Origin of the sequence: Myceligenerans pegani (genome assembly GCF_014892515.1) — a bacterium.
Classification (GTDB): Bacteria; Actinomycetota; Actinomycetes; order Actinomycetales; family Cellulomonadaceae; genus Myceligenerans; species Myceligenerans pegani.
Genome location: NZ_JADBGR010000109.1, coordinates 206,331 through 231,613 on the forward strand (window position 1 = coordinate 206,331; position 25,283 = coordinate 231,613).

Consider the following 25,283-nt stretch of genomic DNA (forward strand, 5'->3'; position numbering starts at 1 on the left):
GCTCGACGGGGCGAGATGGAAGAGTTGCGATCGATGCAGAGTTTCTTGCTTCATTGCTGTCAACTTCTTGCACCCAGGACGGTACGAGAATCTCACCCGGGCCGTCAAGGGGCCCTGAGCGAGCCCGGGGGCGCCGGAGCGGCGGCGTCAGCGCCGCGGCGTGGTCGGCAGGCCCGCCGCGCGGAGCTGGGACTCCAGGTGGAAGATCTCGTCGAGGATCACGAAGCCCTCGTCCGGGTTGCCGTCGTCGACGAAGAAGCCGCCCATCTCCGCCTGCCAGCGGGCGTTCACCTCGGTGGCCGCCATGCCCGCCTGCGCGGCGTCGTAGTCGTCGGTCTCGAGGATGCCGACCAGCAAGCCGTCGTCCCGCAGGTACAGGTGGTAGTCACGCCAGCCGGCGTCGCGCAGCGCCTCCAGCATCTCCGGCCACACGGCGGCGTGCGCCGCGCGGTACTCCTCCAGCCGGTCGGGCCGGACCTGCGAGGTGAAGCACACGCGGCCCCGCCGCGGACCTGCTGCCGGTTCCGTCATCGTCGACCTCCTCGTCGGTGGTGAAACACGTCGGGTTGAAACGGTTCAGACCGTATCCCATGCCGGAGCGGCCGACCGGCCTACGCCGGCCCACCGTCGCACGCCGGCGCCGCAGGGCACAGCCGGCCCGGCCGACCGGCCCGCCGGTCCCCCTGAACCGCTCCATAATGGGGAACATGGCTGATTCCACGAAGGCGTCGAACGCGGCGAGCCCGGCGAGCGCGCGCACGGTACGCCGTCGGGCATCGATCACCGACGTCGCCAAGGCCGCCGGCGTCGCCGTCGGCACCGTCTCGAACGTGCTCAACAAGCCCGACCGTGTGCTCCCCGCCACCCGCGAGAGGGTCGAGGCGGCCATCGCCGAGCTGAACTTCGTGCGCAACGGATCGGCGCGGCAGCTCCGCGCGGGCACGCTGACGAGCGTCGGCGTCGTGGTGCTGGACCTCTCGAACCCGTTCTTCACGGATGTCGCGCGCGGCATCCAGGACCGGCTGGAACGCGACTCGTTCACCCTGATGGTCGCCGGCTCCGACGAGGACCTGGATCGCGAGCGCCGCTACCTGCGCCTCTACGAGGAGCACGGGGTGCAGGGGGTCATCGTCAGCCCGGCCACGGACGACATCGACCACGTCCTCGCGGTGCGCGAGCGCGGCACCGCGGTGGTGCTGCTGGACCGGCCGTCGCCGGTTCCGGAGGTGGCGTCGGTGGCGGTGGACGACGTCGCGGGTGGGCGCCTCGCCGTCGAGCACCTGATCGCGCAGGGTCACGAGCGGGTCGCGCTCCTCAACGGCCCGCACACGATCCGGCAGTGCCGGGACCGTCGTGAGGGCGCGGCCGCGGCGATGACCGACGCCGGCCTGGATCCGGAGGTGGCGCTGGAGGAGATCACGGTGCCGAGCCTGACGCCGGACGGTGGCGAGGCGGGCATCCGCGAGCTCCTCGCGCTGCCGGCGGCGGCGCGACCGTCGGCGGTGTTCTGCGTGAACGACCTGGTGGCCCTTGGCGTGCTGCGCACGCTGCGGCGGGACGGCGTCGCGGTCCCGGAGGAGATCGCGGTGGTCGGCTACGACGACGTCACGTTCGCCGCGGAACTCGCCACGCCCCTGAGCTCGGTGCGGCAGCCGACGCTGGAGCTGGGCACGCGCGCCGCCGACCTGCTGTTCCGCCCGGAGGGCTCGGCGCCGGAGCAGGTGGTGTTCTCGCCGGAGCTGGTGATCCGGGAGTCGTCGACGACGAGTCCTCTCGAGGCCGGGAGTCCCTGATGAGCCGGTCGGTGCCGGAGGGGCGGACGGTTCCGGGCGAGGAGCCCACCGAGCTCAGGCGGGTCATGGGGCCGAAGCTCCTGCTGCTGTTCATCGTCGGGGACATCCTCGGCACGGGCGTGTACGCGCTGACGGGGCAGGTCGCCGCGGAGGTGGGCGGCGCGGCATGGGCACCGTTCCTCGTCGCGTTCCTGATCGCCCTGGTCACGGCGTTCTCGTACCTGGAGCTGGTGACGAAGTATCCGCACGCCGCGGGCGCCGCCCTGTACACGCACAAGGCGTTCGGGATCCACCTGTTCACGTTCATGGTGTGCTTCACCGTGATGTGCTCGGGCATCACGTCCGCGTCGACGGCGTCGCGGGCGTTCGCCGAGAACCTCGCGCTCGGCTTCGGGCTCGACAGGCAGGACGCCACGCTGATCGTCGTCGTCGCGCTGCTGTTCATGGCGTCGGTGGCGGCGATCAACCTGCGCGGCGTGGGCGAGAGCGTCCGGGCGAACATCTTCCTCACGCTGGTGGAGCTCTCGGGCCTGCTGCTCGTGATCCTGGTCGGCTTCTACGCGGTGTTCGCCGACAGGGTCGACTTCAGCCGCACGGTCGTGTTCGACAGCCCCGGGGACAAGAGCGCGTTCTTCGCGGTGACGGCGGCGACGTCGCTGGCGTTCTTCGCGATGGTGGGCTTCGAGGACTCGGTGAACATGGCCGAGGAGACCCACGACCCGGTGCGGAACTTCCCCCGGATGATGATCGCCGGGATCGGCCTCACCGGCCTGATCTACGTGCTGATCGCGATCTTCGCCGTCGCGATCGTGCCGGTCGGTGAGCTGGCCGCCGCGGAGGGGACGCCACTGGTCCTGGTGGTGGAACGCGCGGCGCCCGGAGTGCCGGCCGCCGACGTCCTCCCGTTCATCTCGATGTTCGCGGTGGCCAACTCGGCGCTGATCAACATGCTCATGGCGTCGCGGCTGCTGTACGGGATGGCGAAGCAGAACGTGCTGCCGCCGTTCCTCGGCAGGGTCGGCCCGGCCCGGCGCACCCCGTGGGCCGCGATCCTCTTCACGACGGCGATCGCGTTCGGTCTGATCTGGTTCGTGAGCCGCGATCCGGAGAACAGTGTGGTCTCTGCCCTCGGCGGGACGACGGCGCTGCTCCTGCTCGCCGTCTTCGCGATCGTGAACGTCTGTGTCCTGGTGCTGCGCAAGGACCGCATCGGACGGCCCCATTTCCGGGCGCCCACGATCCTGCCGGTGATCGGCGCGATCACGTGCGCCTTCTTCGTCGGGCCGTGGACCGGACGTGCGGTGATCCAGTACGAGATCGCGGCGTGGCTGCTCGGGATCGGGCTGGCGCTCGGCATCCTGACCCGGCTCACCAACAGGCTGGTGGGCCAGAGGAACCGCATCACCGACCCCCGGGCCATGGGCGATCCGGAGGGCGGCACCGACTGAGCGGCCGCGTACCCCGCGGTCACACCGGGACGCGCACCACCCGGACGCCCCCGGCCGGGATCGTCAGCGGGGACGTGACGTCCTCGCCGGTCAGCAGGTCGGTGCCGACAACCGCCGCAAGGGCGGCATCGGTGTCCGACAACGGTGCCGGGCGCCCGGCGTCGACGGTGACCTCCGCATCGGTGTGGTTGATCGCGAAGACGAACTCGACGCCGTCGGCGACGCGGCGGACCACCTCGACCCCCTCCGGGACCGCGGCCGACGGAAGCACACCCGCCTCGTCGGCGACCCTGCGGGCGATGTGGGCGACTCCCTCGTCGGACAGCCGCGTGGCGACGTACCAGGCGGAGCCGGTCGACGAGCGCGCGGCGGCGGAACCTGCGGAGCCCGCCGGAACGCCAGGGCCCGCCGAGCCGCCCGGGCCCGCCGCGGCAGCCGTGCCGGCGGTGCTCACCGGGGCCGCGGCCGCCGACACCGTGCCCGGATCTCCGCCGGCCGGGACCGTCCGGCGGGTGATCGCCGGGCCCCCGGGAAGTGGCCCGTCGTCGTAGGCGGCGATCACCTCGACGCCGTCGGTGACGGTCGACTTCTCCGTCCACAGGTCGGCGGTGAGGCCGCCGCCCGGCAGCGACGCGCCGGAGACGCGCACCGACTCACCCTCCTGGAGCGGGAAGAACTCCTCGGTCCGCACGCCGAGCAGGTCGCGGTAGGCCCCGGGGTACCCGCCGAGGCGGATGTGGTCGTTCTCGTCGACGATCCCGGAGAAGTAGGTGATGAGCACGGTCGCCCCGCGCTCGGCGGCGGCGCGCACCCGGGCGGCGTCGGCGTCGGACACGAGGTACAGGGTCGGCACCACGACCAGGTCGTAGCCGTCCAGATCCCGCGACGGCGGCACGACGTCCACCGTCACGCCGAGCCGCCACAGCGCCTTGTACCAGGCGAGGACCTGGTCGGGGTACTGCACCTGAGTGGGGTGCACGTCCTGCTCGCAGGCCCACCAGGCGGGCCAGTCCAGGACGAGCGCCGTCCGCGCCACGACGCGGGAGCCGCGCACCTCCCCGAGCGCCTTGACCGCCCCGCCCAGTGCGACGACGTCCCGCCACAGGTCGGAGTCGGTCCCCGCGTGCGGCACGAGCGCGCTGTGGTACTTCTCCGCGCCCGCCTTGCTCGCGCGCCACTGGAAGAACATCACGGCATCGGAACCGCGCGCGACGTGCGCGAGCGAGTTGCGCAGCATCTCGCCCGGCTGCTTCGCGCGGTTGCGCGACTGCCAGTTCACGGCGCTCGTGGAGTGCTCCATGAGGATCCACGGGTCCCCGCCCGCGATCCCGCGGGACAGGTCGGCGCTGAGGGAGAGCAGGAGGTGCCGGTCGGGGTCGGCGGCCAGGGTGTAGTTGTCGTTCGCGACGACGTCGAGGTCGTCCGCCCAGGAGAAGTAGTCCATCTCCTTGTGGCTGCCGGCCATGAGGTTGGTGGTGGTCGGCACGTGCGGGGTGATCTCGCGGAGGGTGTCGCGCAGGTCGCGGTAGTAGTCGAGGAGCGCGTCGGAGTTGAAGCGATCGAAGTCGAGCAGCTGGGTGGGGTTCCCGAAGGCAGTGGTGTCCCGGGGCGGGAGCACGTCGTCGAACGACCCGTAGCGCTGGGACCAGAACGCCGTCCCCCACGCCTCGTTCAGGTCGTCGAGGTCGCCGTAGCGCTCGCGCAGCCAGTCCCGGAAGGCGTCCGCCGCGGCAGGGGACCAGTCGCGGGGGTTGTGGCAGCCGATCTCGTTGTCGACGTGCCACAGCGCGAGCGCCGGGTGGTCGGCGTAGCGACGCGCGACCCGCTCGGCCATGCCGACGGCGTAGTCGCGGAAGACCGGGTGGTGGATCGAGTAGGTCTGGCGGGAGCCCTGGTGCAGCACGGTGCCGTCGGAACGCTGCGGCAGGATCTCGGGGTGCTTGCGGGTGAGCCAGGGCGGCGCCGCCGCGGTGGCCGTCGCCAGGGCGACCCTGATGCCCGCCGCGTGCAGGCGGTCCATGGTGGTGTCCAGCCAGGCCCAGTCGAACTCTCCCTCGCGCGGCTCGACGGTGGCCCACGCGAAGATCGCCAGGCTGACGATGTTCACGCCCGCCTCGCGCATGAGCTCGATGTCCTCGAGGCGGACGTCGTCGGGCCACTGCTCCGGGTTGTAGTCCCCGCCGAACGCGAGGCCGTCGATGCCGGCGTTCCAGGGCCGGATCCCGGCGGTGTCGAACCCGCTCGGGGAAGTGCGTCGTCGCATGAATGGATCCCGTCGGAAAGGTTTCAGATCAACGCCCGCGATGACGCCCCACGACCCGCCACGACCACGCCATGACGCTCGCGCGACCACGCCACTCTGAGCGATGGTGACGTTACCATCGCTCAGAGCGGCGTGGTCGGCGCCGGCCTTCCGCCATGGCGGGGCCGGCGCCGGGCGGCGTGGCGGGCCGGGCGAGCTCGGCAGCCCACCCGGCCCGCTGCCGGGTCAGCCCCTGGCGTTCGGGGGCAGCGGGACCGTGCTCCAGTCCGTGTCCGTGGCCAGGTAGAAGCTCGTGTACGAGGGCTGGTTGTAGGTGGTCTGCTGGCGCGCCACCTCGACCCGGTACTGCGGGTCGTGCATGAGCGTGTGCAGCTTGATGTCCGAGACCTCTGTGGACAGGTACAGCCGGAGCGCCGACGAGTCCTCCGTCCGCACCAGGACCTCCTCGCGCCAGTCGCCCAGCACGTCCGCGATCAGCGCCGCGTTGCCCTTGGTGCCGTTGTTGGTCAGCGTCCCGTCCAGGGTCCGCAGCGTGCCGCGCTGCCGGTCCACGATCGCCGGCGTGACGTCGTTGCCGCCGTTCAGGATCTGCGTGGAGCCGTCGCCGGCCCAGCGCACGGAGGCGTTGGTCCCCATCGTGTCCGGCGAGACCGTCTCACCGGTGGCGGACAGCGTCCCCGACCCGAGCGTCCCGTCCGGCATCGACGCCCAGACTTCGATGCCCGGGACGTCCGGGTAGACGTCGCCGATCATCGACCGCCCCGTGTCCCGCCCGGAGAAGGCGCCGAACAGCACCTCGCCGGTCGCGGCGTCGCGCATCGCCTGGCCGTACGGGGCCCAGGCGCCGCCCTCGTGGCACGTCCAGATCTCGAGGCCTGGCCGCGAGGGGTCGATGTCGGTCACGGCCATCGCGTCACCGTGGCCGAGCTTCGCCTGTGCGCCGGGGTCCGCCGAGCCCTCCGGCATCGTGTCGTAGGACGAGTACAGCAGCGATCCGTCGTCGTCCAGCGTCGCGGAGCCGTAGACGATCTCGTGCCGCCCGTCGCCGTCGACGTCGGCCGCCGACAGCGAGTGGAAGCCCTGTGTGGTCAGCGTCCCCCACTCCTCGGACGTCCCCTCGACGCCGTGCGGGCCGTCGTTGAACGGGTTCGACATCGGCGCGTGCCCCGAGTCGGCGAACCACCGCTCGTGCAGCCGCCTGCCGTCCCAGTCGTACGCGACGATCGTGGAGCGCGTGTAGTAGCCGCGCGCGAAGATCGCGCTCGCGTTCTCCTCCGGGCCGCCCAGGTGGGCCACGCCCGCCAGGAACCGGTCCACCCGGTTGCCCGGCTCGATCCGGCTCATCGCGTAGTCGCCCCACAGGAGGCCGTCATCGCCCCGGCCGGGCTTGTAGTCGATGGTCTGCAGGTCGCGCCCGGTGGCGCCGTCGAACACCGTGAGGTACTCCGGGCCGGTGATGACGAAGCCCTCGAACTGCCGCAGCTCGTTGCGGCCCGAACGGGCCGGCGCGTAGACGTCGATGAAGTGGTCCGCCGCGGCTCGCGCGTCGGCGTCCGACAGCGGGTACTCCCACCGCGGCTCGATGCCCCACGCCTCCTCCAGCGTGGCGGGCCACTGACCGCTCGTCACCTCCTCGCGCTCCGACCAGCCGGCGAGCACGTCCACCAGGTACTCGTAGTAGTCGTCCGCGGAGAAGCGGTAGTCGTCGGTGTTCCGCACGCCCTCGCGCCGGTCGTCCCAGGGGATGTGGATGTACGACGACGGTCCCGGGCGGCCGTTCCGGTACCGCGTGACCTTCGTCCCGGGTGCGGTCTTCACCATGAGCTCGGCGGTCCCGTCGCCGTCGAAGTCGTAGACCGGGAACTGGGTGTAGTGCGCACCGGATCGGATGTTGACGCCGAGGTCGATGCGCCAGAGCTGGGTGCCGTCGAGGGTGTAGGCGTCCAGGATCTGGTTGCCGGTGTAGCCCTTCTGGGACACGTCCTTCGAGTTGGACGGGTCCCACTTCACGACGATCTCGTAGGTCCCGTCGCCGTCCAGGTCCGCGACCGACGCGTCGTTGGCGCGGTAGGTGTACTCCTCGCCGGCCGGCGTGTCGCCGTCGGCCGGCCTGTTCAGCGGGATGTCCAGGAAGTCGTCGGTCCAGGGGCGGACGGTGCCGGAGGGGCCGCGCCCGGAAGACCGGGCGTCGCCGTCGCGGCCGCCGCCGAGCGGGCGGACCTTGTACCGGCTGTCCGCGTCGCCGTCGGTGTCGATGTAGTTCGTCGAGTCGGTGACCGTGGCGATGCGCCGGCCGTCACGGTAGACGGCGAAGCGAGGGCCGGCCATGCCGGTGGCGGTGGTGCCGGTGACCTCGGTCCCGAGCAGCCGCCAGCTGAGGAACACGCCCTCGCTGGTCGCGGCCGCGACCAGGCCGCGGTCCAGGTCCTCGAGCGCGGCACCGTGCCCCGGCCGGCCTGGGCGATCCGGCCACGTCGCGTGCGACGACGCCGGGTTCGACGACGCCTGGTTCGACGACGCCGGGGCGGACAGCCCCGCGTCGGCCGGCGGGCCCGCCTGGGCGGGCAGGGCCGCCCCGGTGAGCGTGAGGGCGAGTCCGGCCGCGGCGGCCGCTCCTGCCCTGATGGACGAGGAAGACATCGTTGTACTCCTTGCCTGTCGGGATCTTGCCTGTCGGGATCGGTGTCGAACTGCGGGAACCGGCACGAGGCTCCCGGCCCTGGAACGAGGCTCCCGACGCCCCTTCCCGCGCGATACGCGGCAAGTTCATGCGCCGGCCGGGAACCTCAGGTGGACGGAGCCGGACCGGCTGCGCCGGATCCGGTGTGGTGACGGGATTCGACGGCGGTGATAGCCAGGCTGAGCAGCCCGCCGACGACGAGCACGAGCGGGGCCAGCATCCAGACGAGTACCCCGCACAGTCCGAGCGCGACGAGCAGCAGCGCCGAGCCGGTCAGGTCGTCCCGGGTCCCGGCCCAGGCCCGCCGGAGCGGCGTCCGGAGGCCGGGCCCGCCGTCGCGACCCGCCCCGCCGGAGCCGGTGGCGCGGTCGGCCCCGGCCCGCCGACCGCCGTCGGACGCCGCCGTGGGGCTCCCGCAGGTGGTCAGGCCCTCCGGGCCCGACCACGCGCCGGCCGTGCGGAGCAGGATCACCGCCGCGATCGCCCCGGCCGCCGTCGTCGCCCCCACGACCGCGTCGCCGCCCGGGAGCGCGCCCGAGGCCGCGACCCGCACGTTCGCCGCCAGCACCGCGGCCAGCGCGAGCACCATGAGGCCGAGGCCCCACAGGTCGCGCACGGCGGCGAGCCAGTCGCGGACGAACGTCCGGCCGCTCGCGGGCAGTCCCGCGAGGTACCGCCGCAGGTGCGCGACACCGGCCGCGAGGGCGGCCGGGAGCGTCACCACCGGCACGCTCGCCGCGATCACCAGGACGCCCACCAGCAACGTCTCGGCGAAGAGCCCGAACGCTCCGCGCGACTCCGTGTCCCGCGTCCGGGCCGCGCGTCGGGCGGCACGGCGCGCCGCCGTCGTCGGCGTCGTCGTGCGACTCATCCCTTCAGCCCCTGGGTGGCGACGCCCTGGATGAGGTAGCGCTGGAAGATGATGAAGAACAGCGCGACGGGGACCAGGGCGAGCACCGCCATCGCCATCTGGGCGCCGTAGTCGGAGACCGAGGTCTGGTCGACGTACTGGCGCAGGGCGATGGGCAGCGGGAACAGGTCGGGGTCCTTGAGGTACAGCAGCGGGCCCAGGAAGTCGTTCCACGACCAGATGAACATGAAGATCGACGTCGTGATGATGGCGGGACGCATCAGCGGCAGGATCACCAGGCCGAAGGTGCGCCCGTGGCCGCAGCCGTCGATCCGCGCGGCCTCGTCGAGCTCGCGCGGGATACCGCGGATGAACTGCACCATGAGGAACACGAAGAACGCCTCGGAGGCCAGGAACTTCCCGGCCAGCAGCGGCACGTACGTGTTCACCAGGCCCGCGGAGTTGAACATGATGTACTGCGGGATGATCACCACGTGGAACGGCAGCAGGAGCGTGCCGATCATGACGGCGAACATGACGTTCCGGCCAGGGAACGAGACCCGGGCGAAGGCGTAGGCGGCCACGGCCGAGGAGGCCACGGTCCCGACCACGGAGAGCACGGCGAGCACGACGGAGTTCCACACGAACGAGGTGAACGGCACCCCGCCGATCCCGCCGAACGCGGTGACGTAGTTCTCCAGGGTCCAGGTCTCGGGCAGGATGCTGGTGTTGCCGATGATCTGGTTGCCCGGCTTGAAGGACGACATCACCATCCACACGGCCGGGTACAGGACCACGATCGACGCGGCCACCGCCGCGGCGTGGAACACCAGGGAGCGCAGTCGTCGTGTGGCCTTCATCGGACATCTCCCGTGTAGTGCACCCAGCTGCGGGACGTGCGGAAGAGCACCGCGGTGATGATGCCGACCACGATGACGAGCACCCAGGCCATCGCCGAGGCGTAGCCCATCCGGAAGTCCTGGAACCCGCGCAGGTAGAGGTAGAGCGTGTAGAACAGGGTCGAGCCGGCCGGCCCGCCGGTGCCGCCGGAGATGATGAACGCCGAGCTGAACACCTGGAAGGCGCTGATGGTCTCCATCAGCAGGTTGAAGAACACCACCGGGGACAGCATCGGCACCGTGATGCTCCAGAACCGGCGCACCGGTCCCGCGCCGTCGACCTCGGCCGCCTCGTAGAGCTCGGTGGGGACCTGCTTGAGACCCGCCAGGAAGATCACCGTCGGCGCGCCGAAGGTCCACACCGCCAGCAGGATCATCATCGGCATGGTCATGTCGGGGTTGCCGACCCAGCCGCCCGCGGGGAGTCCGACGAGCTGCTGGATCTGGTCGACCACGCCGTCGTCGATGAACATGGCCCGCCAGATGATCGCGATCGAGACGCTCGCCCCGATCAGCGACGGCAGGTAGAAGATCGACCGGTACACGCCCTGGCCGCGGTGCTTCGTGTTGAGCAGCAGCGCCGCGCCCAGGGAGGCGGCCAGCTTGATCGGCGTGCCGACGAACACGTACACGGCCGTGACCTGGCACGACTGCAGGAACCGCGGGTCGGTGAACAGGTCGGCGAAGTTGTCCAGGCCGACGAACTCCGGCGCGCGGAACAGGTTGTAGTCGGTGAACGCCAGGTACAGCGACGCCAGCATCGGGAAGGCCGTCAGGGCGACGAACCCGAGGAGCCAGGGCGACACGAACGCGTACCCGGCCCGGGTGTCCTCGGGGCGGTAGCGCCGGACGGAGCGGCCCGGGGCCGGTGCGTCCCCCTCGCCCCGGGCGAGCTGTTGCGCGCTGGGCGGGGGCGGCGCGCCGCCGGGCACCGCGGTGGTGGTGGGCATGGATCGACCTCCGTAGGGCGGTGTCCCGGCCCCGCGCGCCGGCCGGCGAGCCGGCGCGCGGGGCGGAACGCCGTCTTGCGTTCAGGTGTGGCGGGTCACTCGGCCGCGGGCATGGTGTCGGCCGCGAACGCGAACCACTGCTCGACGAACTCGTCCACGGTCACGTTCTCGTAGAGCAGTTCCTCGTGCAGGCGCTTCCACTCGGCCTCGATGGCGCCGAAGCCCTCGACGGGGAGCGGTGCGGATTCGGTGACCAGGTCGGCGACGTCCTCCTCGTACTGGGTGACCTCCTCGTCGACGGATCCCGGCTCGAGCGCCATCGCGTCGCGCTGGGCGGCCGTGGCCGGCACGCCCTTCGAGGTGCCGAAGATCTCGCCGACGGCGGGCTCGTTGATGAGGAAGTCGATCAGCGTCGCGGCGGCCGCGGGCTGGTCCGTGTTCGCCGACGCCGAGAGCAGCATGGACGGCTTCCAGAACTGCTGCGGCCCGTTGTCGCCGGACGGCATGGGGAGGATCTCGATGTTCTCCCCCGTCTCGGCCACGTAGCCGGCCATGAAGTTGTCCCAGGTCATCTCGGCGGCCTGCTCGCTGACCATGAAGCCGGTCAGCGGCTCGATCTGCTTGGTCCGCTCGATGGGGTAGACGGCGTCCGAGTCGCGCAGTTCGGCGGTGCTCTCCAGGAACGCCGCGGCGTCCTCCTCGGAGAAGTTGAGCTGCCCGTCCTCGGTGAACGGTTCGATCCCCTGCTGGATGAGCCGCTGCATGAAGAACCAGAGGGTACCCACGTAGTCGAAGCCGCCGAAGACCACCGGGTCCTCGCCCGCGCCCTTCTCGGTGGCCTCGACGATCCAGTCGTTGAGGTCGTCCCAGGTGTACCCCTCCGCGGGCGGCTCCATGCCGATCCGCTCCAGCACGTCCGCGTTGTAGAAGAGCGCGAGCGTGTTGGTGCTGGTGGGGATGCCGAGCTGGGCGCCCTCGACGGTGCCGGCGGCGAGCAGTTCCTCCTCGAGGCCGGAGACGTCGAGGTTCACGTCGAACGCCTCGCTGAGGTCGAGGAGCTGGCCGTTGTTGCCGTACTGGCGCAGGTAGGACAGGTCCATCTGCATGACGTCCGGCAGCGTGCCCGACGCCGCCTCGGTGTTCCGCGCCGTCCAGTAGTCGTCCCACGCCACGAAGGTGGTGGTGACGTCGATGTTCGGGTATTCCTCCTCGAAGAGCTCCACGGCCTCCTCGTAGAGAGCAGCGCGGGTGTCGTCTCCCCACCAGGCGAGGTTGAGGGTGATCTCCTCCTCGGTGTCGAGGGCGTCACCCGCCCCCGCCTCCCCGCTGCCACCGGAACAAGCGGTCAGAGCGAGCGCCGCTGCCGCGGCGCCCGCGACCACGCCCGAAGCCTTGCGCGCAATTCTCATCGGAGCCTCCTTGCTCTCCCGCCGTCTGCATCGACCGCGGTCCGTCTCGCACATGGGCGGGTCCGCCATGGTGCGGACCACACGAATGAAACGATACAACACGCGCGGGAAGCGCTGTCCAGCCCTCGGAACGTTCCGAATAGGTCACGAATTCGTGACGGATCGGAAGCCCGGGCCGCGCCCGGGCCTCCGGAGGGTCGTCAGCCGGCCATCGCGGCCTCGGCGAGCGTCAGCCGGCCATCGCGGCCTCGGCGAGCTCGAACCACTGGTCCACGCCCTCGTCGACGGTGACCGCACCGTGCCCGATCTCCTCGGCGATCCGCGCGAACTCCGCCTCCATCGTGCCGAAGCCGACGGCGGGCGGCGGGGCGGGAGACACGTAGTCCTGGACCGACTGCTCGTACTCCAGGATCTGGGCGTCCAGGCCCTCCGCCTCCCACCCCTCCAGGGCGGCCGACGACGCCGGGACACCACGCGACATGCCGAAGATCTCCCCGACCTCCGGGTCGTTGACGATGAAGTCGATGAACGACGCCGCCTCCTCCGGGTGGTCCGTGTTCGACGCCATGGAGAGCATGAGCGAGGCCTTGAGGAACAGACCGCGCTCGTCGGGGTCGTCGGCCGGCGGCGGGACCATCACCATCTCGGCGCCCCCGGCGCCCTCGCTGAACCGCACCAGGAAGTTGTCCCAGCTCGTCTCGCTCGCGGTGACGCCGAGGCCGATCGCGTCCGCGCCCTCGATCTGGTCCAGCTGCTGCTGCGGGACGAACGCGCCCGATTCGTAGAGCGGCTCCGCCCGGCCCCACCACTCCGCGAGGTCGGCCTCGTCGAAGCCCAGGCCGCCCTCGCCGTCGAACAGGGCCTTGCCCTGCTGGGCGAGCCAGATCTGGAACAGCCAGAAGACGGTCGTGTAGTTGGAGGCGCCGTAGACCGGTTCCGCCTCCTCGGCCCCGGCCTCGGCGATGTCGGTCAGCAGCGCGTCGTAGTCGTCCCAGCTCAGCGGGCCGTCCTCGGGGATGTCGAGGCCCAGCGCGTCCATCGTGTCGGCGTTGTAGAGCGTGCCGAGCGTGTTGGTACTGGTCGGGATCGCCGTCGTCTGCCCGTCCACCTGGACCGACGGCAGCAGCGACTCGGGGATCTCGGAGACGTCGATGGTCTCGCCCAGGTGCTCGTCGAGCGGAGCGACCTGCCCGTTCAGCGAGTACTCCGCGAGATAGGCGACGTCCATCTGGATCACGTCCGGCAGAGCCCCACCTGCCGCCTCGGTGTTCCGCGCCGTCCAGTAGTCGGAGAACGACGCGTAGCTCGTCCGCACGTCGACCCCCGGGTTCTGCTCCTCGAAGAGGGCGACCGCCTGCTCGTAGCGTTCCGCGCGCGTCTCGTCGCCCCACCAGGCGAAGTCGAGGACGACGTCCTCACCCTCACCGCCCTGCCCGCTCCCGCCGCAGCCCGCTGCCGCGAGCGCGACTACCGCCAGCACCGCGGCGGTGCCCGTCTGCCTTCTCATCCTGAGCCTCCTTGCTCGTCCCGCCCTGCCCGGGATGCGGTCGGCGCACCCGGCATCTCGCGCACGATGGTGCACGACGAGCGGGTCGCTCCGGACGGAAACGGACAGAAACATTCAGTGGCCGGATCACCGGCGGGACTCCGCTCGCCTCGGGTCGGCCGGGAACCTCCCGGCCGAGGTCGGCCACGGCCTGCGGCCGGTGGGCGCGCAGCCACCGAGCACGACGGCGCGGCCTCCGGCGGGGCGCCTCGCCTCATGTGTGCGCCTCGCCTCGCGGGTGCGCCCCGCAGGAGGCGCGGATCGTGAGCCGGGGCAGGAGGTCCAGGTGGCGGGTGGGGCGCGACACGGGATCCGGGTCGTTCACCCGATCCACGAGGAGCTGCAGGGCCTCGCGTCCGACCTCGAGCCGGGGCGGCGTCACGGCGGTGAGGGGGATCGCCGCGAGCTCGGCGTTCTCGTCGTCGTACGCCACGACGGCCAGGTCCTCCGGGATCCGCCACCCCCGGTCGAGGGCTGTCTCGACGAGGCGGGCCGCGTGATAGTCCGTGTGTGCCAGCACCGCGTCCGTCCCGGACTCCCGGCATTCGTCGAGGAACCGTGCGAGCACGTCCGTCAGCGACGCGGGGTCGTCCTCACCCTTGGGCAGCACGGCGTCGGGGCCGGACCGCAGGCCCAGGCTCTGCGCGGCACGTGCGAATCCCTCACGGACCGACGGCGCGGTCGGCGTCCGGTCGTACACCGCAAGGCCGATGCGCTCGTGGCCGAGACCCGCCAGGTGTTCCACTCCCAGCGCGGCCCCGTACACGTGATCGGTGCGGACCACGTCGAGCTCGCGGGCCCTGGCCACGCCGTCCAGGCTCCGCTCGACGAGCACCACCGGGATCGGGATCGAGGTCGCCCACGCCACCACGTCCGCGGCGTGGCGCCGGTGCGTGGTCGGAGCGATGGCCAGGCCCGCCGCCCCGAGGGCGACGAGGCGCTCCACCTGGGCCTGCTCCACCTCGGGGTGGTAGTGCGAGACGCCGAGCACGAGCCGCACCCGCAACTCGGGCGCGAGCGCCTCCATCCCCCGGATCAGCGGCGGGAAGTGGTGCGTGGTGCTCGGCACCATCACGCCCACGATCGCCCGGGCCGCCTCGGGACCACGGGCCGAGCGGCGTGCCACCGCACCTCCGTGCACCCGCGCCAGCTTTCCCGCCCGGTCGAGCTCGATGATGTCGCGCCGGATCGTCACCTCGGAGACGCCCAGTCGCGCCGCGGCCTCCGCGGAGCGCACGCTCCCGCGCAGTTCGACCTCCCGCAGCAGGAACTCCTGGCGCGCCCGGGGCAGATGCATCGTCGTCCTCCGTCTCCGTCGACGTCCCGAACTGTAGCGAGGTGTGCACGGTTTTGTCCGAACGGACAGGACGTGACGGCGTCGCGGGGCAGACTCCCGGGGTGACGACGCAGACCCGGCGCACGCAAGCGCCCTCCTCACCCCTCGGCCCCGCCCGGCGCTGGACACGCGACCGGTGGCTGGACCTGGCCGACGACCTGCTGGCCGCAACGGAGTCGTTCTCCTCGCCCGGGCGCGCACTGGTGTCGCTCCCGGGCCCGGTCAGCGCGTCCGGCCGGTGGTCCGACGGGCTGGAGGGATACGCACGCACCTTCCTGCTCGCGGCGTTCCGGGTGCGGGGCGAGGACGGCGCGGACCCCCACGGCCTGCTCGAGCGGTTCGCCACCGGTCTGGCGCACGGCACGGACCCGCGCGGGGCGGAGCGGTGGCCCACGATCGCGGAGCGGCGGCAGGCGGTCGTCGAAGCGGCGTCGGTCGCCGCCGGGCTGTCCGAGACCCGGCCGTGGCTGTGGGACCGTCTCGACGCGGGCACCCGGGAGCGCACCGTGGACTGGCTCGCGGGCGTCGTCGGCACCGACGGCTACGGCAACAACTGGCTGTGGTTCCAGAACGTGATCGAGGAGTTCCTCCGGTCCGTCGGCGGGCCGTGGGACCAGGCCGACCTGGACCGCAACCACGAACTCGCGGAACGCCTGTACGTCGGGGACGGCTGGTACTCCGACGGCACGGGCCGCGACGGTTCCCTGCGTTCGTTCGACTGGTACGCCGGCTGGGCCTGGCACTTCTATCCCGTGCTGCACGCACGGATCGCCGGCCGGCCGCTGGAGCGCCGGCACGCGGAGCGCCTGCGCGCCTACCTGGGCCAGGCACAGCACCTCGTCGGGCCCGACGGCGCCCCGCTCCTCCAGGGACGCTCGGCCACCTACCGTTTCGCGACACTGGCACCGTTCTGGGCGGGCGCCCTCGCGGATGCCACACCGCTGCGCCCCGGGCAGACCCGCGCCCTGACGGCGGCGGTCCTGGATCACTTCACGTCCGCGGGCGCGGTGGACGACGACGGGCTGCTTCCCGTCGGCTGGCACGGGCGCTACGACCGCATCCGCCAGCTCTACTCCGGCGCCGCGTCGCCCTACTGGGCGAGCAAGGCGTTTCTCGGCCTGCTTCTCCCCGCCGAGGATCCGGTCTGGAGCTCCCCGGCGGAACTCCCCGGCCCCTGGACGCGCGACGACGTCGTGCTGCTGCGTGCCCCGGGGTGGCTGGTCTCCGCCACGACCGGCGACGGCCTGGTGCGTGTGCTGAACCATGGGTCGGACCGGCTTCGTGAGGGCTCGACCGGGCCTCGTGCCGACGACCCGTTCTACCGCCGCCTGGGCTACTCCACGGCGACGTCCCCGCAGCTCGCGGCGGAGGCCGTCGCGTGGCCCGCCGAGAGCCACGTCGCGCTGCTGGACGCCGCCGGCCGCCCGTCGCACCGCGATGCGGTCGTTCCGGTGCACCTGACCGATCACGTGGCCGTCTCCCGGTCACGGGTGCACTGGCTCGACCTGCCCGGCGGGGACGACCTCGGCGGGACGAGCAACGCGGGCGACGCGGCCGGCTTTGCCGGACTGCGCCACGGCCCGTGGCTCGTCACGGCGAGCGTGGTACGCGGACGCCACGAGGTCCGGCTCGCGTGGTGGGAGGAGGCCGGCCCGGCGGCGTCGGGCCCGGCCGACGGACCGGACCACGACGCCGCCTGGCCGCGGGACCCGGGGCCCTGGACGGTACGGCTGGGCGGATGGCCGCTGGCCGACGACGACGCGGCGGCCCTCGCGTCCGAGACCGCCGCGGGCAGGGCCCGGGTGACCCGCGCCGACGGGTTGTCGTCCCTGGTCGTGGCTCTGCGGGGACTGGACCGAGCGGGAACTGTCGAGCGCACCGGCGCCGACCCGCTCGGCCGGGCGTCCGTCACGCCCTGGCTGGCGGACGGCACGCCGTCGGACCCCGGTGAGGTGGCGGCGGCTCTGGTGGTGCTGACCGGCGAGCCCTTGCCGGAGGATCCGGCGTCCGTCGCGCGCGTCGTCGTGCACGACGGCTCCGTCCGGGTGCTGTGGGCGGACGGAGCCGTCGACGTGGTCCCCGTCGCTCACGCGACGGACGGGCACCACCCGCCCGCCGCCTGACCTGCTGTGAGCGGACGGCGGCGGGGCTCGTCAGCCGGGTCCCGCCGTCGCTCTGATCACAGGTGCTCCCCGACCAGCGCGAGGCACTGGACGGCCGCGAGGCCGTACTGCGAGCTCGCGTTCGACGAGAAGTCCGCCTCGTCGATCGCCCGGAGCACGAACGGTGGCTCGACACGCCGCGACGCCCACTCGTGGTCGTCCGGGTATCCCGCGTGGCCGGTGCGCAGCTCCTGCCAGGCGCGGGCACCCAGGGCGTCGTCGTCCAGCTTGTGCGCCGCGTACGCGGTGGCCCGGGAGTACGCCTGGCGCAGGTTCTGGTTGCCCCAGGAGAAGCCAGTCTCGGCGATCTGGTCCTCGCGAGGCGAGTTGTAGAGCCGGCAGAACTGGACCCACTTGGCCTCGACCTCGGGTTCGTCCACGAGCTCCAGGAACTCGGTCATCACCTCGATGAGCCCGAACACCGAGCTGAGGCTGCCGACGCTGACGGTCGGCTCCGTCTCGGGGTTGAACCTCGCCGTCCGGAGGTTGTACGTCCCGCCTGCCTGCGCCCAGCCGTTGGGCAGTGCCGCGATCGATCTCGCGCTGGCGAGCAGCCGCTCACGCGCTCGCGGGTCGCCGCCCCGTTCCCACTCGGTGAGCCAGGCCCCGGCGACGGCGCTCCAGTCCGTGGTCTTGCTCATCGGCAGCGCCGCGGGATCGGGATCGTACGGACCGGTGGACCCGTCGATCTTGCGGGTGGCGTTGAGCACCAGGTACGTCCGGTCGGAGTCGATCAGCTCGTGCAGGATGTCGCCGGTCCGCTCGTCGCCGGTGAGGAAGTAGTAGAAGCGCCGGTAGTTCGCGTTGCTGATCCGGACCTGCTTGGCGCTGTCCGCCCAGTGCAGCACGCCGTGCCGGGTGCCCAGGCCCTTCCACTGCCCGAGATGGTACTGATCCACCTCGCTGGTGTGCCGGGTCATCGCCTCCGCGAACCGGAAGGCGGTGGCGTCGCCGGTGCGCAGGTAGTGGTACCAGAGCCACAGATCCGGCGACAACTCGGAGTTGTCCCAGGCGTAACCCCCGACGTCGTACCGCCACTGGTGCCGGTCACGGTCGTAGGAGTGCATGACGTCGCCGTAGTCCCAGAACCCGTACCAGGACCGCTGTTCCACCTGCTCCCGGTGGTATCGGTGGATGGCCTCGAGGCGGTCCTCGATCTGTGCCTTCGCCGGGGTGGACCGGTCCACGGGAGCCCAGGAACCGAAGACGCCCGCCTCGTGGTTGTGCTCCGGGCTGCTCGCGAGCAGCGGCGGGGCCGCGGTCGCGGCGGCCAGCTCGGCGAAACGCGCCGCGTCCGGCGTGGCCGCGAGCGCCCAGAACATCAGCTCGGTGGTCCGGCCCACGCCGTAGGGCGTGCCGAAGCCGGGCTCGTAGTCCTCGTAGGTGATCTCGAGGGCGTCGAGCTGCTCGGGGTAGGTGTCCTGGCCCATGCCGTCGTGGTAGAAGCGCAGGTCCATCGCCTCGGCGCGGGGGGACCACATCCAGACGGTGGTCTCGGCGTCGTCGCCGGCGGCACCGGTGATCTCCAGCTCGGTGGGGTGGAGCTGCCAGAAGTTCCGCATGCCGAAGGCCAGGCCGCCCGACGGCGTGCCGACGTACCCGAGGCCCGCGGCGCGCTGCCCGCCGTCGGACCGGATCCACGTGTGTCCCTGCCCGGTGCGCTTGCGGATCTCGTACCCGTTCGCGGTGAGCTGGCTGAGGCTGTAGTCGCCCCATGCCGGGATCCAGTGCAGGCGGGAGGTGACGCGCTGGTCCCACGTGCTGGGGTCGGGCAGTGCGCGGCCCGCGATCTGCGCCTGCCGGACGGCGTGGCCCGGGTCGCGGCGCAGGCCGGTGATGCCCCGCACCGCCTCGGACAGGACGCCGCCGCCGCTGTCCCCGAGCCGGATGTGCCGGTCGTACAGCTCGCCGCGCATGGGGACGGTGAAGCGCACGCCGAGGCCGGTGAGGAAGTCCCGGTCCTCGTCGCCGTCCCAGAAGAAGGTGTGGACGAGCCGGATCCCGTCGGACCCGGCGAACAGGGAGAAGCGCAGGACGAACGGCAGCCACTCCCGGTTCCCGTGCCGGTGCTTGCCGGTGACCTTGATGACGGCGCGCACCGGGCCGTCCTGCTCCACCTCGACGCGGTCGACGGATCCGGTGAAGGACTCGTGCCGCGCGGGCGAGGTACCGTCCGTGTCCGGCCGGTCCTGGCGGGAGGCGACGAGCCGGCCCGAGTGGGCGATGATCTGGTGGCCGCGCCGCACCGACCGGACGACCTTGTTCCCGTGGCCGCCGAACGCCACCTGAATGACTCCGGTGTCCACGGTCACGAGGCCGGGACGCTCCCTGACCGTGATCCGGTGCGTGCCCGTGGCGGGGCTTCCGGGGGCGAGCCGGAAGGCGTCGGCCTGCGGGACGTCCCCGCCGACCGCGTGGGCGGTCCACTTCACGGTGCCGTCCGGCCACCAGGCGGTGGGCCACGTCTGCACGGGGACGGCGGTGCCCGAGTCCGTGGTGAGGGCGAATCGCTGGTCCCCCGGGAGGGCCCCGCGAGGCCAGGGGACGCCCCAGGTGACGCCGGCGGCGAGCGCGGCGGGTGCGGCGCGGTCGAGCCACCGGACCTCGATCGGGTCGTGGCCGGTGAGGGGCACGGATGGTCCCGCGGGCGCCGCGGTGGCGATCTCCGGGCCGACCACTGCGGCCGCTCCGGCGGCGAGGGCCGAGCCAAGGACCGTACGACGACTGACGTTGGCCATGTCACTCCTTCGTGACGTCACTGCTCCGTGACGGTGGATGGTTGGCGTCACCATCGTGGTGACCGCCGACCGTCGCGGGCGTCCGAACGGACACATTCGGACAGTGTGCGGGCGTGCGGTGCCCGGTCGGACGACGCGCCCGCTCGCAGCGACAGCACGCTGCGACGGAACGCTGCGACGGCACAGCGCGGCCGTGCGGTGCGGCAGTTCGCTGGTCCGCGCGTGCTACTGCCCGGAGGGGAAGACCCGCAGGCGTCCGCACATGCCGTACCGGCGTGGGCCGGGAGACGCGTCGATCGAGGCCACGGCACCGCGTGTCAGTGTCGCCGGGTCCGCCTCCGCCAGCGCCGCGAGCGCGGCGTCGGTCTCCCGGAGCGCGCGGCCCACCGATGCCGTCCACACCTCGCGCCACCCCGCGGTCCGCCCCGCGACCAGGCGCGCCGCCGCGGCCCAGAGCGGCTCCAGCGCCGTCGGCCCGTCGTCCCGGACCGCGGCGCGCAGTGCGCGGTAGCCCTCGAGCGCCAGGTCGCGCCGGGCGAGCGCGGCAGCGGCGACGGCCGGGTCCTGGGCCATGTCGTCGAGCGGGTTCAACGGTGTGTCCGACGACGTGCCCGACGACGGCGCACCCGGTGGCCGGCCACCTGGCGGCAGCGCGTCGTCGCCCCGAAGCGGGTCACGCTCGGCGACGGACGCGTCGTCGACTCGAAGCCGGCCATGCTCAGCGGGAGGAGCGTCGTCGGTGCGAGGGGATGGCGCCGGGAGTGCCGCCGCCCGGGCGTACGCGTCCTGGGAGGCGAGGACCTCCGGCGGAAAGGTGAAGACGGCGTCGCCGGCCTCCGGCAGCCCGGCGTTCGACATCAGGACCAGCACCTCGAGCCCGCCGTCGTTGATCGCGCGGTGGATCACACCCGGCGAGAACCAGACGATCCGTCCGGGCACGAGGCCGTGCGACGCCCAGCCCTGCGGACCGAGCGTCTCCACGCGCCCGCGGCCACCGACCACCACGTACGCCTCGGTCGAGGTGGTGTGAAAGTGCGGCGTGCCGGACCCGCCCGGCGCGTCGGGCGCGGGCCAGTCGTACACACGAAGGTGCGAGACGGACGTCCCGCCAGGAAAGGTCACTGACTGCTCTACCATGTCGATCGCCTCCAGGTGCGGTGGGTCGATGCGGCCGATCCGACGCCGTGCGGTCGGCGAGTTGTCGCGTGATCGACGTCTTGTCGAATGGTCGGCCCCTCGGGGGACCGACCATTCGACATCCGACCGCCCACAGCCGACATCCGACCGACCACGCGGCCGAGCTGCTCGACGCCTCAGGGATGTCTGGTCAGACCGTGGCCAACGACCCCAGCTCGCCGCGGCCCAGACCTGCCAGGTGGTCCGCGCGGGTCGCGTCCGACTCGCCGTCGGCCACCACGACCGCGTACTCGAACGTCAGCGTCTCACCCGCGCCGAACGGCACCTCCGCGCTGAAGAACGGCGCGGGGCAGATGCAGCAGAACGGCGACGACCGCACGAACCACTGCGGCATGCCGCCGGGGTTGGTCCCGGGGTCCACCATGAGCACCGTCGACGCGGCCGAACCGCCATCGGGCCCGGGTGCGGCGCCGTCGTGCCGGCCGACGACGCCCAGCCACTCGAACCGTTCGCCGCGCACCTCCTCGGCGTCGCCGGTGAATCCGGGGGCCAGCACCACCCCCGCGGTGAAGGACCGCGGCCCGCGCCAGAACAGCCCGCCGTACCCGGCGTTCTCGCGGCCGTTGGTGGTGGGGCTGCCGATGTCGAGCGGGCCGTCGGTCACGTTCGTCATCTCCGAGCGCCAGGTGAGCACCCACGCGTCGTCGCGCCCGGCCGCCCGGACGGACCGCCGCTCACGCACGACGACGTCGCCTGGCGCGCCGGCGACCGGACCGCCCGGACCGTACGAGCCGTCGGGTCCGGGCGGCTCCCACCCGGCCGGCGTGGTGCGCCAGGCCAGGTCCTCACGGAACCCGGCGGCCTCGCCGTCGGTCCAGACGCTCGCGAACCGCTCGTGCTCCTGCGTGCCGTCGTTGGTCAGGTTCCGATAGCCCTGCTCGCGCACATAGGTGGGCCCGCCCCAGAAGTTCCACGGCCCGACGTTCGGCAGCGACCACGCCATACCCTTGTGCCACACGTGATCCCAGGGCCGGTAGGCGCTCACCTCGCGACCGCCGGCCGTCCGGATCGGGTGGAAGTACGGGCGCGGCGACTCGTACTGCACGTCGCTCGGCCGGTAGACATAGGTGAAGAGATCGCAGCTCAATGCGGTCCCGTCGTCGTCGAGGCGCAGTCCCGGACCGACCTCGCGCGGCGCGTCCTCGGGCGCCCTCACCGACTCGCTCATCGGACGACCTCCTCGATCCCGGCCGGAACGTCCTTGACCGGCGCCCACTCCGGCCCGGTGCCGCGCATCGACTCGTGGAACGGGTCGTCCGGGCCGATCTGCCCGGCGCGGACCGGCGCGCCCGTGAACGCGGACCGGTAGATCGCGGCGGCCAGCTCGAGGGTGCCGCGTGCGTCGTCCACCGTCACGGGCGGGGTCTCACCCGTCGCGAACGCCTGATACGTCGGGACGAACTGGGCGGTGTGCCCGCTCGGTAGGGCATCGGGCTCCGGGATCCAGAGCCGCGCGGCCTCGTCCTGGCCCCTGGCAGGGGTGAAGGTCCAGTTCTCGTCGGAGTACCCGTACAGGTGGGACAGCTCGACGGTGGCCCGCTCGGTGTCGAACCGCAGGCCGGAGGTCTCGCGCGGGGAGAGCAGGCTGTTGGTGACGCTCGCCATCGCGCCGTTCGCGAACCTCACGATCGCCATCGAGACGTCCTCGGTGTCGACCTCCCGGGCCAGGCGGCCCGCCATCGCCGTGACCTCGGTCCACGGGCCGAAGATCGCGAGCAGCAGGTCGAACTGGTGGATGCCGTGCCCCATGGTGGGGCCGCCGCCCTCGGTGTCCCAGCGGCCACGCCAGGGGACGTCGAAGTAGGCGGGCGGGCGGAACCACAGGGTGTCGCAGGTCGCGACGAGCGGGCGGCCGAGCGCGCCGTCGTCGAGCAGTCGGCGCAGCCGCAGGGCGCCGGCACCGAACCGGTGCTGCACGACCTGCGTGAACCGCGCCGTGCCCGGGCCGGACCTGGCCGGCGCCGCGGACCTCTCGGCCACGGCGATCCGGTCCAGCTCGGCGAGGGAGAGGACCGCCGGCTTCTCGACGATCACATGCACCCCGGCCGCGAGCGCCGCGAGCGTGGCGTCCAGGTGGGCGCCGGGCGGGGTGCAGACGTGCAGGACGTCCGTCTCCGGCAGGGCCTCGGCCAGGGACGTCCCGTGTCGCGGGACGTCGTGCTCGGCGGCGAACCGTGCCGCGCGGTCGGCGTCGATGTCCACGGCGTGCGTGACCTGCGCGGTGATGCCGTGTGCGGCGAGCTCGCGGATCGCGCGGGCGTGCTGGCCGGCGATGGCGCCGGTGCCCAGAATCGTGGTTCTCATGCGGGTGCTCCCTGTCGTCGTCGACTACCCGTTCGATTCGATTCGGTACGACCCTACCCAGGGGTGACGGGATTCGGAATGGGCTTTCCGTACGGTGGCCTGCCCGCCGGAGGGCGGGCGGATCCGCCGGGGACCACGGCCGAGCCCTCTGCGCGGCCACCCCTACCGGTCCGCCGCCGCCTCCAGGACGGCCTCCACCAGGGCCTCGTTCGTGGCCGGGAGGAGGCCCGGCAGCTCGATCAGCCTGCGCACCTCCTCGGGTGCCGGCGCCCCGGCGGCGCCCGCACCCGACGTCGCCATGTCCGAGCCACCCACCAGCGCGGCCAGTTCCTCGGCCCGCGGGTCGTCCACGCCGTCGCACGAGCCGCCGGGCACGTCGGCGCCCTGGCCGCGCGCCGCCAGCGTGCGGCGGTGGACGAACCGCGCCCACGACGCCAGGGCGAACGACACCCCCTGCGGGACCCGGCCGGCCTCGAGGCGGTCCGCCAGGACGCCGCCCCAGCGGAACGGGATCTTCTGGGTACCGTCCATCGCCACCTGGATGGTGGTGTGCCCGGTGTGCGGGTTCGCGAAGCGGCGGAGGATCTCCTCGCCGTATGCGCGCAGGTCGGCGCCGTCCGGCGGGCTGAGCGTGGGCAGGGCGTCCTCGAAGAGATAGGTGCGGGCATGGCCCGCGATGTGCGGGTCCGCCACGGCCTCGGCGATCGTGGCGTGGCCCGCGAGTGCTCCCGCGTAGGCGATCAGGGAGTGCGTCCCGTTCAGGAGGCGCAGCTTCGCCTGCTCGTACGGCGCGACGTCGGACGTCAGGGTGGCCCCGGCGTGCTCCCAGGCGGGTCGTGGTCCCGCGAACCGGTCCTCGACCACCCACTGCGCGAAGGGCTCGCCCACGACGAGCCCCTCGTCGCGGACCCCGAGCGCCCGTTCCACGGCGTCACGCTGGCCGGGGGTCGTGGCTGGGGCGATACGGTCGACCATCGAGCACGGGAACGCCACGCGGGAGTCCAGGTAGGCGCGCAGGTCGTCGCCCTCGGAGCCGGGCAGCGCGGCATCGACGGCCTCGCGCACGAGCCGCTCCAGGACATGCCCGTTGTCGACCATGTTGTCGCAGGTCAGCACGGTCAGGGGCGCGTCGCCGGCGCGATGCCGCGCGGCCAGCCCGCGCACGAGCAACCCGATGGCCGACGACGCCGGTGCGGGCGAGGCCCCCGGCATCGACGACTCGGCCGCGAGCGCGTCGAGATCAGCACGCACCCGGCCGACGTCGAGGCCGCCGCCGGGCAGCCGGGCGTAGCCCTTCTCGGTGATGGTCAGGGTGACGACGTGCGTGGTCGGCGCGGCGACGGCGGCGAGCACCCGCGCGGTCTCCTCGGCGGGGTAGGCGACGTCGACCACCGCGCCCACGAGATCCAGCCGCAGGTCGTCGCCGACGACGAGCCCGTGCGAGGACGCCGTCGCGCCGGCCGTCAGCACCCCGTACACCCCGCCCTGCGGGCGGAGCTGGTCGCGGACCGTGGCCGAGCGCTGGGTGACCCCGAGGATGCCCCAGCCGAGATCGCCCGTCGCGGACATCGCGCGTTCCGTGTACACGGCCTGGTGGGCGCGGTGGAACGCGCCGATGCCCAGGTGCACGATCCCGACCCGTTCCGGGTTCACCGGTGCGGCCACGCCCTCGGGAAGTGCATCCCTGCGGAGCCTGTCAGTCATGGTG

Annotated in this window: 17 protein-coding genes; 3 read left to right on the top strand and 14 right to left on the bottom strand. The window is 72.6% G+C overall.

Going from position 1 to position 25,283, the window contains the following annotated elements; genetic code table 11:
* Positions 1 to 147: 147 nt before the first annotated feature.
* On the bottom strand, positions 148 to 531 hold the full coding sequence (locus IIE03_RS23875; protein WP_192865277.1) for an L-rhamnose mutarotase: 384 nt from the start codon (positions 529 to 531) through the stop codon (positions 148 to 150).
* Between the two features lie 176 nt (positions 532 to 707).
* Between IIE03_RS23875 and IIE03_RS23880 the strand changes: the two genes are divergently transcribed.
* Complete coding sequence (locus tag IIE03_RS23880) at positions 708 to 1,793, top strand: LacI family DNA-binding transcriptional regulator (protein WP_192865278.1); 1,086 nt, start codon at positions 708 to 710, stop codon at positions 1,791 to 1,793.
* The gene (locus IIE03_RS23885; protein ID WP_225998242.1) at positions 1,793 to 3,241 is read left to right on the top strand and encodes an APC family permease; all 1,449 of its coding nucleotides are present in this window, start codon (positions 1,793 to 1,795) and stop codon (positions 3,239 to 3,241) included. Before IIE03_RS23880 ends, IIE03_RS23885 begins: the two co-directional genes overlap by 1 nt.
* Before the next feature lie 19 nt (positions 3,242 to 3,260).
* On the opposite strand, the gene IIE03_RS23890 is transcribed toward IIE03_RS23885, so the two are convergent.
* The 8 genes from IIE03_RS23890 to IIE03_RS23925 all read right to left on the bottom strand — a co-directional run bounded on the left by IIE03_RS23890 (position 3,261) and on the right by IIE03_RS23925 (position 15,135).
* Complete coding sequence (locus tag IIE03_RS23890; RefSeq protein WP_192865279.1) at positions 3,261 to 5,504, bottom strand: beta-galactosidase; 2,244 nt, start codon at positions 5,502 to 5,504, stop codon at positions 3,261 to 3,263.
* A 225-nt stretch (positions 5,505 to 5,729) separates the two neighbouring features.
* On the bottom strand, positions 5,730 to 8,144 hold the full coding sequence (locus IIE03_RS23895) for a rhamnogalacturonan lyase (protein WP_192865280.1): 2,415 nt from the start codon (positions 8,142 to 8,144) through the stop codon (positions 5,730 to 5,732).
* 146 nt (positions 8,145 to 8,290) lie between these two features.
* Positions 8,291 to 9,055: a hypothetical protein gene (locus IIE03_RS23900; protein WP_192865281.1), complete on the bottom strand. Its 765-nt coding sequence runs from the start codon at positions 9,053 to 9,055 to the stop codon at positions 8,291 to 8,293.
* A complete protein-coding gene (locus IIE03_RS23905; RefSeq protein WP_192865282.1) occupies positions 9,052 to 9,894 on the bottom strand; it encodes a carbohydrate ABC transporter permease in 843 nt (280 codons plus the stop codon). The genes IIE03_RS23900 and IIE03_RS23905 overlap by 4 nt, the downstream gene beginning before the upstream one ends.
* Entirely contained in the window at positions 9,891 to 10,883 is a 993-nt protein-coding gene (locus IIE03_RS23910) for a carbohydrate ABC transporter permease (protein ID WP_192865283.1), read from the bottom strand. The genes IIE03_RS23905 and IIE03_RS23910 overlap by 4 nt, the downstream gene beginning before the upstream one ends.
* A 95-nt stretch (positions 10,884 to 10,978) precedes the next feature.
* On the bottom strand, positions 10,979 to 12,292 hold the full coding sequence (locus IIE03_RS23915; RefSeq protein WP_192865284.1) for an ABC transporter substrate-binding protein: 1,314 nt from the start codon (positions 12,290 to 12,292) through the stop codon (positions 10,979 to 10,981).
* Between the two features lie 229 nt (positions 12,293 to 12,521).
* Complete coding sequence (locus IIE03_RS23920) at positions 12,522 to 13,799, bottom strand: ABC transporter substrate-binding protein (protein WP_192865285.1); 1,278 nt, start codon at positions 13,797 to 13,799, stop codon at positions 12,522 to 12,524.
* A 253-nt stretch (positions 13,800 to 14,052) separates the two neighbouring features.
* Positions 14,053 to 15,135, bottom strand: a complete 1,083-nt coding sequence (locus IIE03_RS23925) for a substrate-binding domain-containing protein (RefSeq protein WP_192865286.1) — start codon at positions 15,133 to 15,135, stop codon at positions 14,053 to 14,055.
* Positions 15,136 to 15,236: 101 nt separating this feature from the next.
* On the opposite strand from IIE03_RS23925, the gene IIE03_RS23930 reads away from it, so the two are divergent.
* Positions 15,237 to 17,297, top strand: coding sequence for a DUF2264 domain-containing protein (locus IIE03_RS23930; RefSeq protein ID WP_192865287.1), 2,061 nt, complete (start codon positions 15,237 to 15,239; stop codon positions 17,295 to 17,297).
* 56 nt (positions 17,298 to 17,353) lie between these two features.
* Here IIE03_RS23930 and IIE03_RS23935 read toward each other — a convergent pair whose 3' ends face one another.
* The 5 genes from IIE03_RS23935 to IIE03_RS23955 all read right to left on the bottom strand — a co-directional run bounded on the left by IIE03_RS23935 (position 17,354) and on the right by IIE03_RS23955 (position 25,279).
* Positions 17,354 to 20,074, bottom strand: a complete 2,721-nt coding sequence (locus tag IIE03_RS23935) for an exo-rhamnogalacturonan lyase family protein (RefSeq protein WP_192865288.1) — start codon at positions 20,072 to 20,074, stop codon at positions 17,354 to 17,356.
* A 225-nt stretch (positions 20,075 to 20,299) separates the two neighbouring features.
* On the bottom strand, positions 20,300 to 21,211 hold the full coding sequence (locus tag IIE03_RS23940) for a cupin domain-containing protein (RefSeq protein ID WP_192865289.1): 912 nt from the start codon (positions 21,209 to 21,211) through the stop codon (positions 20,300 to 20,302).
* A 190-nt stretch (positions 21,212 to 21,401) separates the two neighbouring features.
* Positions 21,402 to 22,439, bottom strand: coding sequence for a DUF6807 domain-containing protein (locus tag IIE03_RS23945; protein WP_192865290.1), 1,038 nt, complete (start codon positions 22,437 to 22,439; stop codon positions 21,402 to 21,404).
* Positions 22,436 to 23,575, bottom strand: coding sequence for a Gfo/Idh/MocA family protein (locus IIE03_RS23950; protein WP_192865291.1), 1,140 nt, complete (start codon positions 23,573 to 23,575; stop codon positions 22,436 to 22,438). The genes IIE03_RS23945 and IIE03_RS23950 overlap by 4 nt, the downstream gene beginning before the upstream one ends.
* A gap of 162 nt (positions 23,576 to 23,737) precedes the next feature.
* A complete protein-coding gene (locus IIE03_RS23955; protein WP_192865292.1) occupies positions 23,738 to 25,279 on the bottom strand; it encodes a mannitol dehydrogenase family protein in 1,542 nt (513 codons plus the stop codon).
* Positions 25,280 to 25,283 lie beyond the last annotated feature (4 nt).

Bases quoted from the DNA above. Each gene is read 5' to 3' on its own strand.
- IIE03_RS23875 (WP_192865277.1), bottom strand. From the start codon at position 531: ATGACGGAACCGGCAGCAGGTCCGCGGCGGGGCCGCGTGTGCTTCACC.
- IIE03_RS23880 (WP_192865278.1), top strand. From the start codon at position 708: ATGGCTGATTCCACGAAGGCGTCGAACGCGGCGAGCCCGGCGAGCGCG.
- IIE03_RS23950 (WP_192865291.1), bottom strand. From the start codon at position 23,575: ATGAGAACCACGATTCTGGGCACCGGCGCCATCGCCGGCCAGCACGCC.
- IIE03_RS23890 (WP_192865279.1), bottom strand. From the start codon at position 5,504: ATGCGACGACGCACTTCCCCGAGCGGGTTCGACACCGCCGGGATCCGG.
- IIE03_RS23885 (WP_225998242.1), top strand. From the start codon at position 1,793: ATGAGCCGGTCGGTGCCGGAGGGGCGGACGGTTCCGGGCGAGGAGCCC.
- IIE03_RS23925 (WP_192865286.1), bottom strand. From the start codon at position 15,135: ATGCATCTGCCCCGGGCGCGCCAGGAGTTCCTGCTGCGGGAGGTCGAA.
- IIE03_RS23905 (WP_192865282.1), bottom strand. From the start codon at position 9,894: ATGAAGGCCACACGACGACTGCGCTCCCTGGTGTTCCACGCCGCGGCG.
- IIE03_RS23920 (WP_192865285.1), bottom strand. From the start codon at position 13,799: ATGAGAAGGCAGACGGGCACCGCCGCGGTGCTGGCGGTAGTCGCGCTC.
- IIE03_RS23915 (WP_192865284.1), bottom strand. From the start codon at position 12,292: ATGAGAATTGCGCGCAAGGCTTCGGGCGTGGTCGCGGGCGCCGCGGCA.
- IIE03_RS23945 (WP_192865290.1), bottom strand. From the start codon at position 22,439: ATGAGCGAGTCGGTGAGGGCGCCCGAGGACGCGCCGCGCGAGGTCGGT.
- IIE03_RS23895 (WP_192865280.1), bottom strand. From the start codon at position 8,144: ATGTCTTCCTCGTCCATCAGGGCAGGAGCGGCCGCCGCGGCCGGACTC.
- IIE03_RS23900 (WP_192865281.1), bottom strand. From the start codon at position 9,055: ATGAGTCGCACGACGACGCCGACGACGGCGGCGCGCCGTGCCGCCCGA.
- IIE03_RS23935 (WP_192865288.1), bottom strand. From the start codon at position 20,074: ATGGCCAACGTCAGTCGTCGTACGGTCCTTGGCTCGGCCCTCGCCGCC.
- IIE03_RS23955 (WP_192865292.1), bottom strand. From the start codon at position 25,279: ATGACTGACAGGCTCCGCAGGGATGCACTTCCCGAGGGCGTGGCCGCA.
- IIE03_RS23910 (WP_192865283.1), bottom strand. From the start codon at position 10,883: ATGCCCACCACCACCGCGGTGCCCGGCGGCGCGCCGCCCCCGCCCAGC.
- IIE03_RS23940 (WP_192865289.1), bottom strand. From the start codon at position 21,211: ATGGTAGAGCAGTCAGTGACCTTTCCTGGCGGGACGTCCGTCTCGCAC.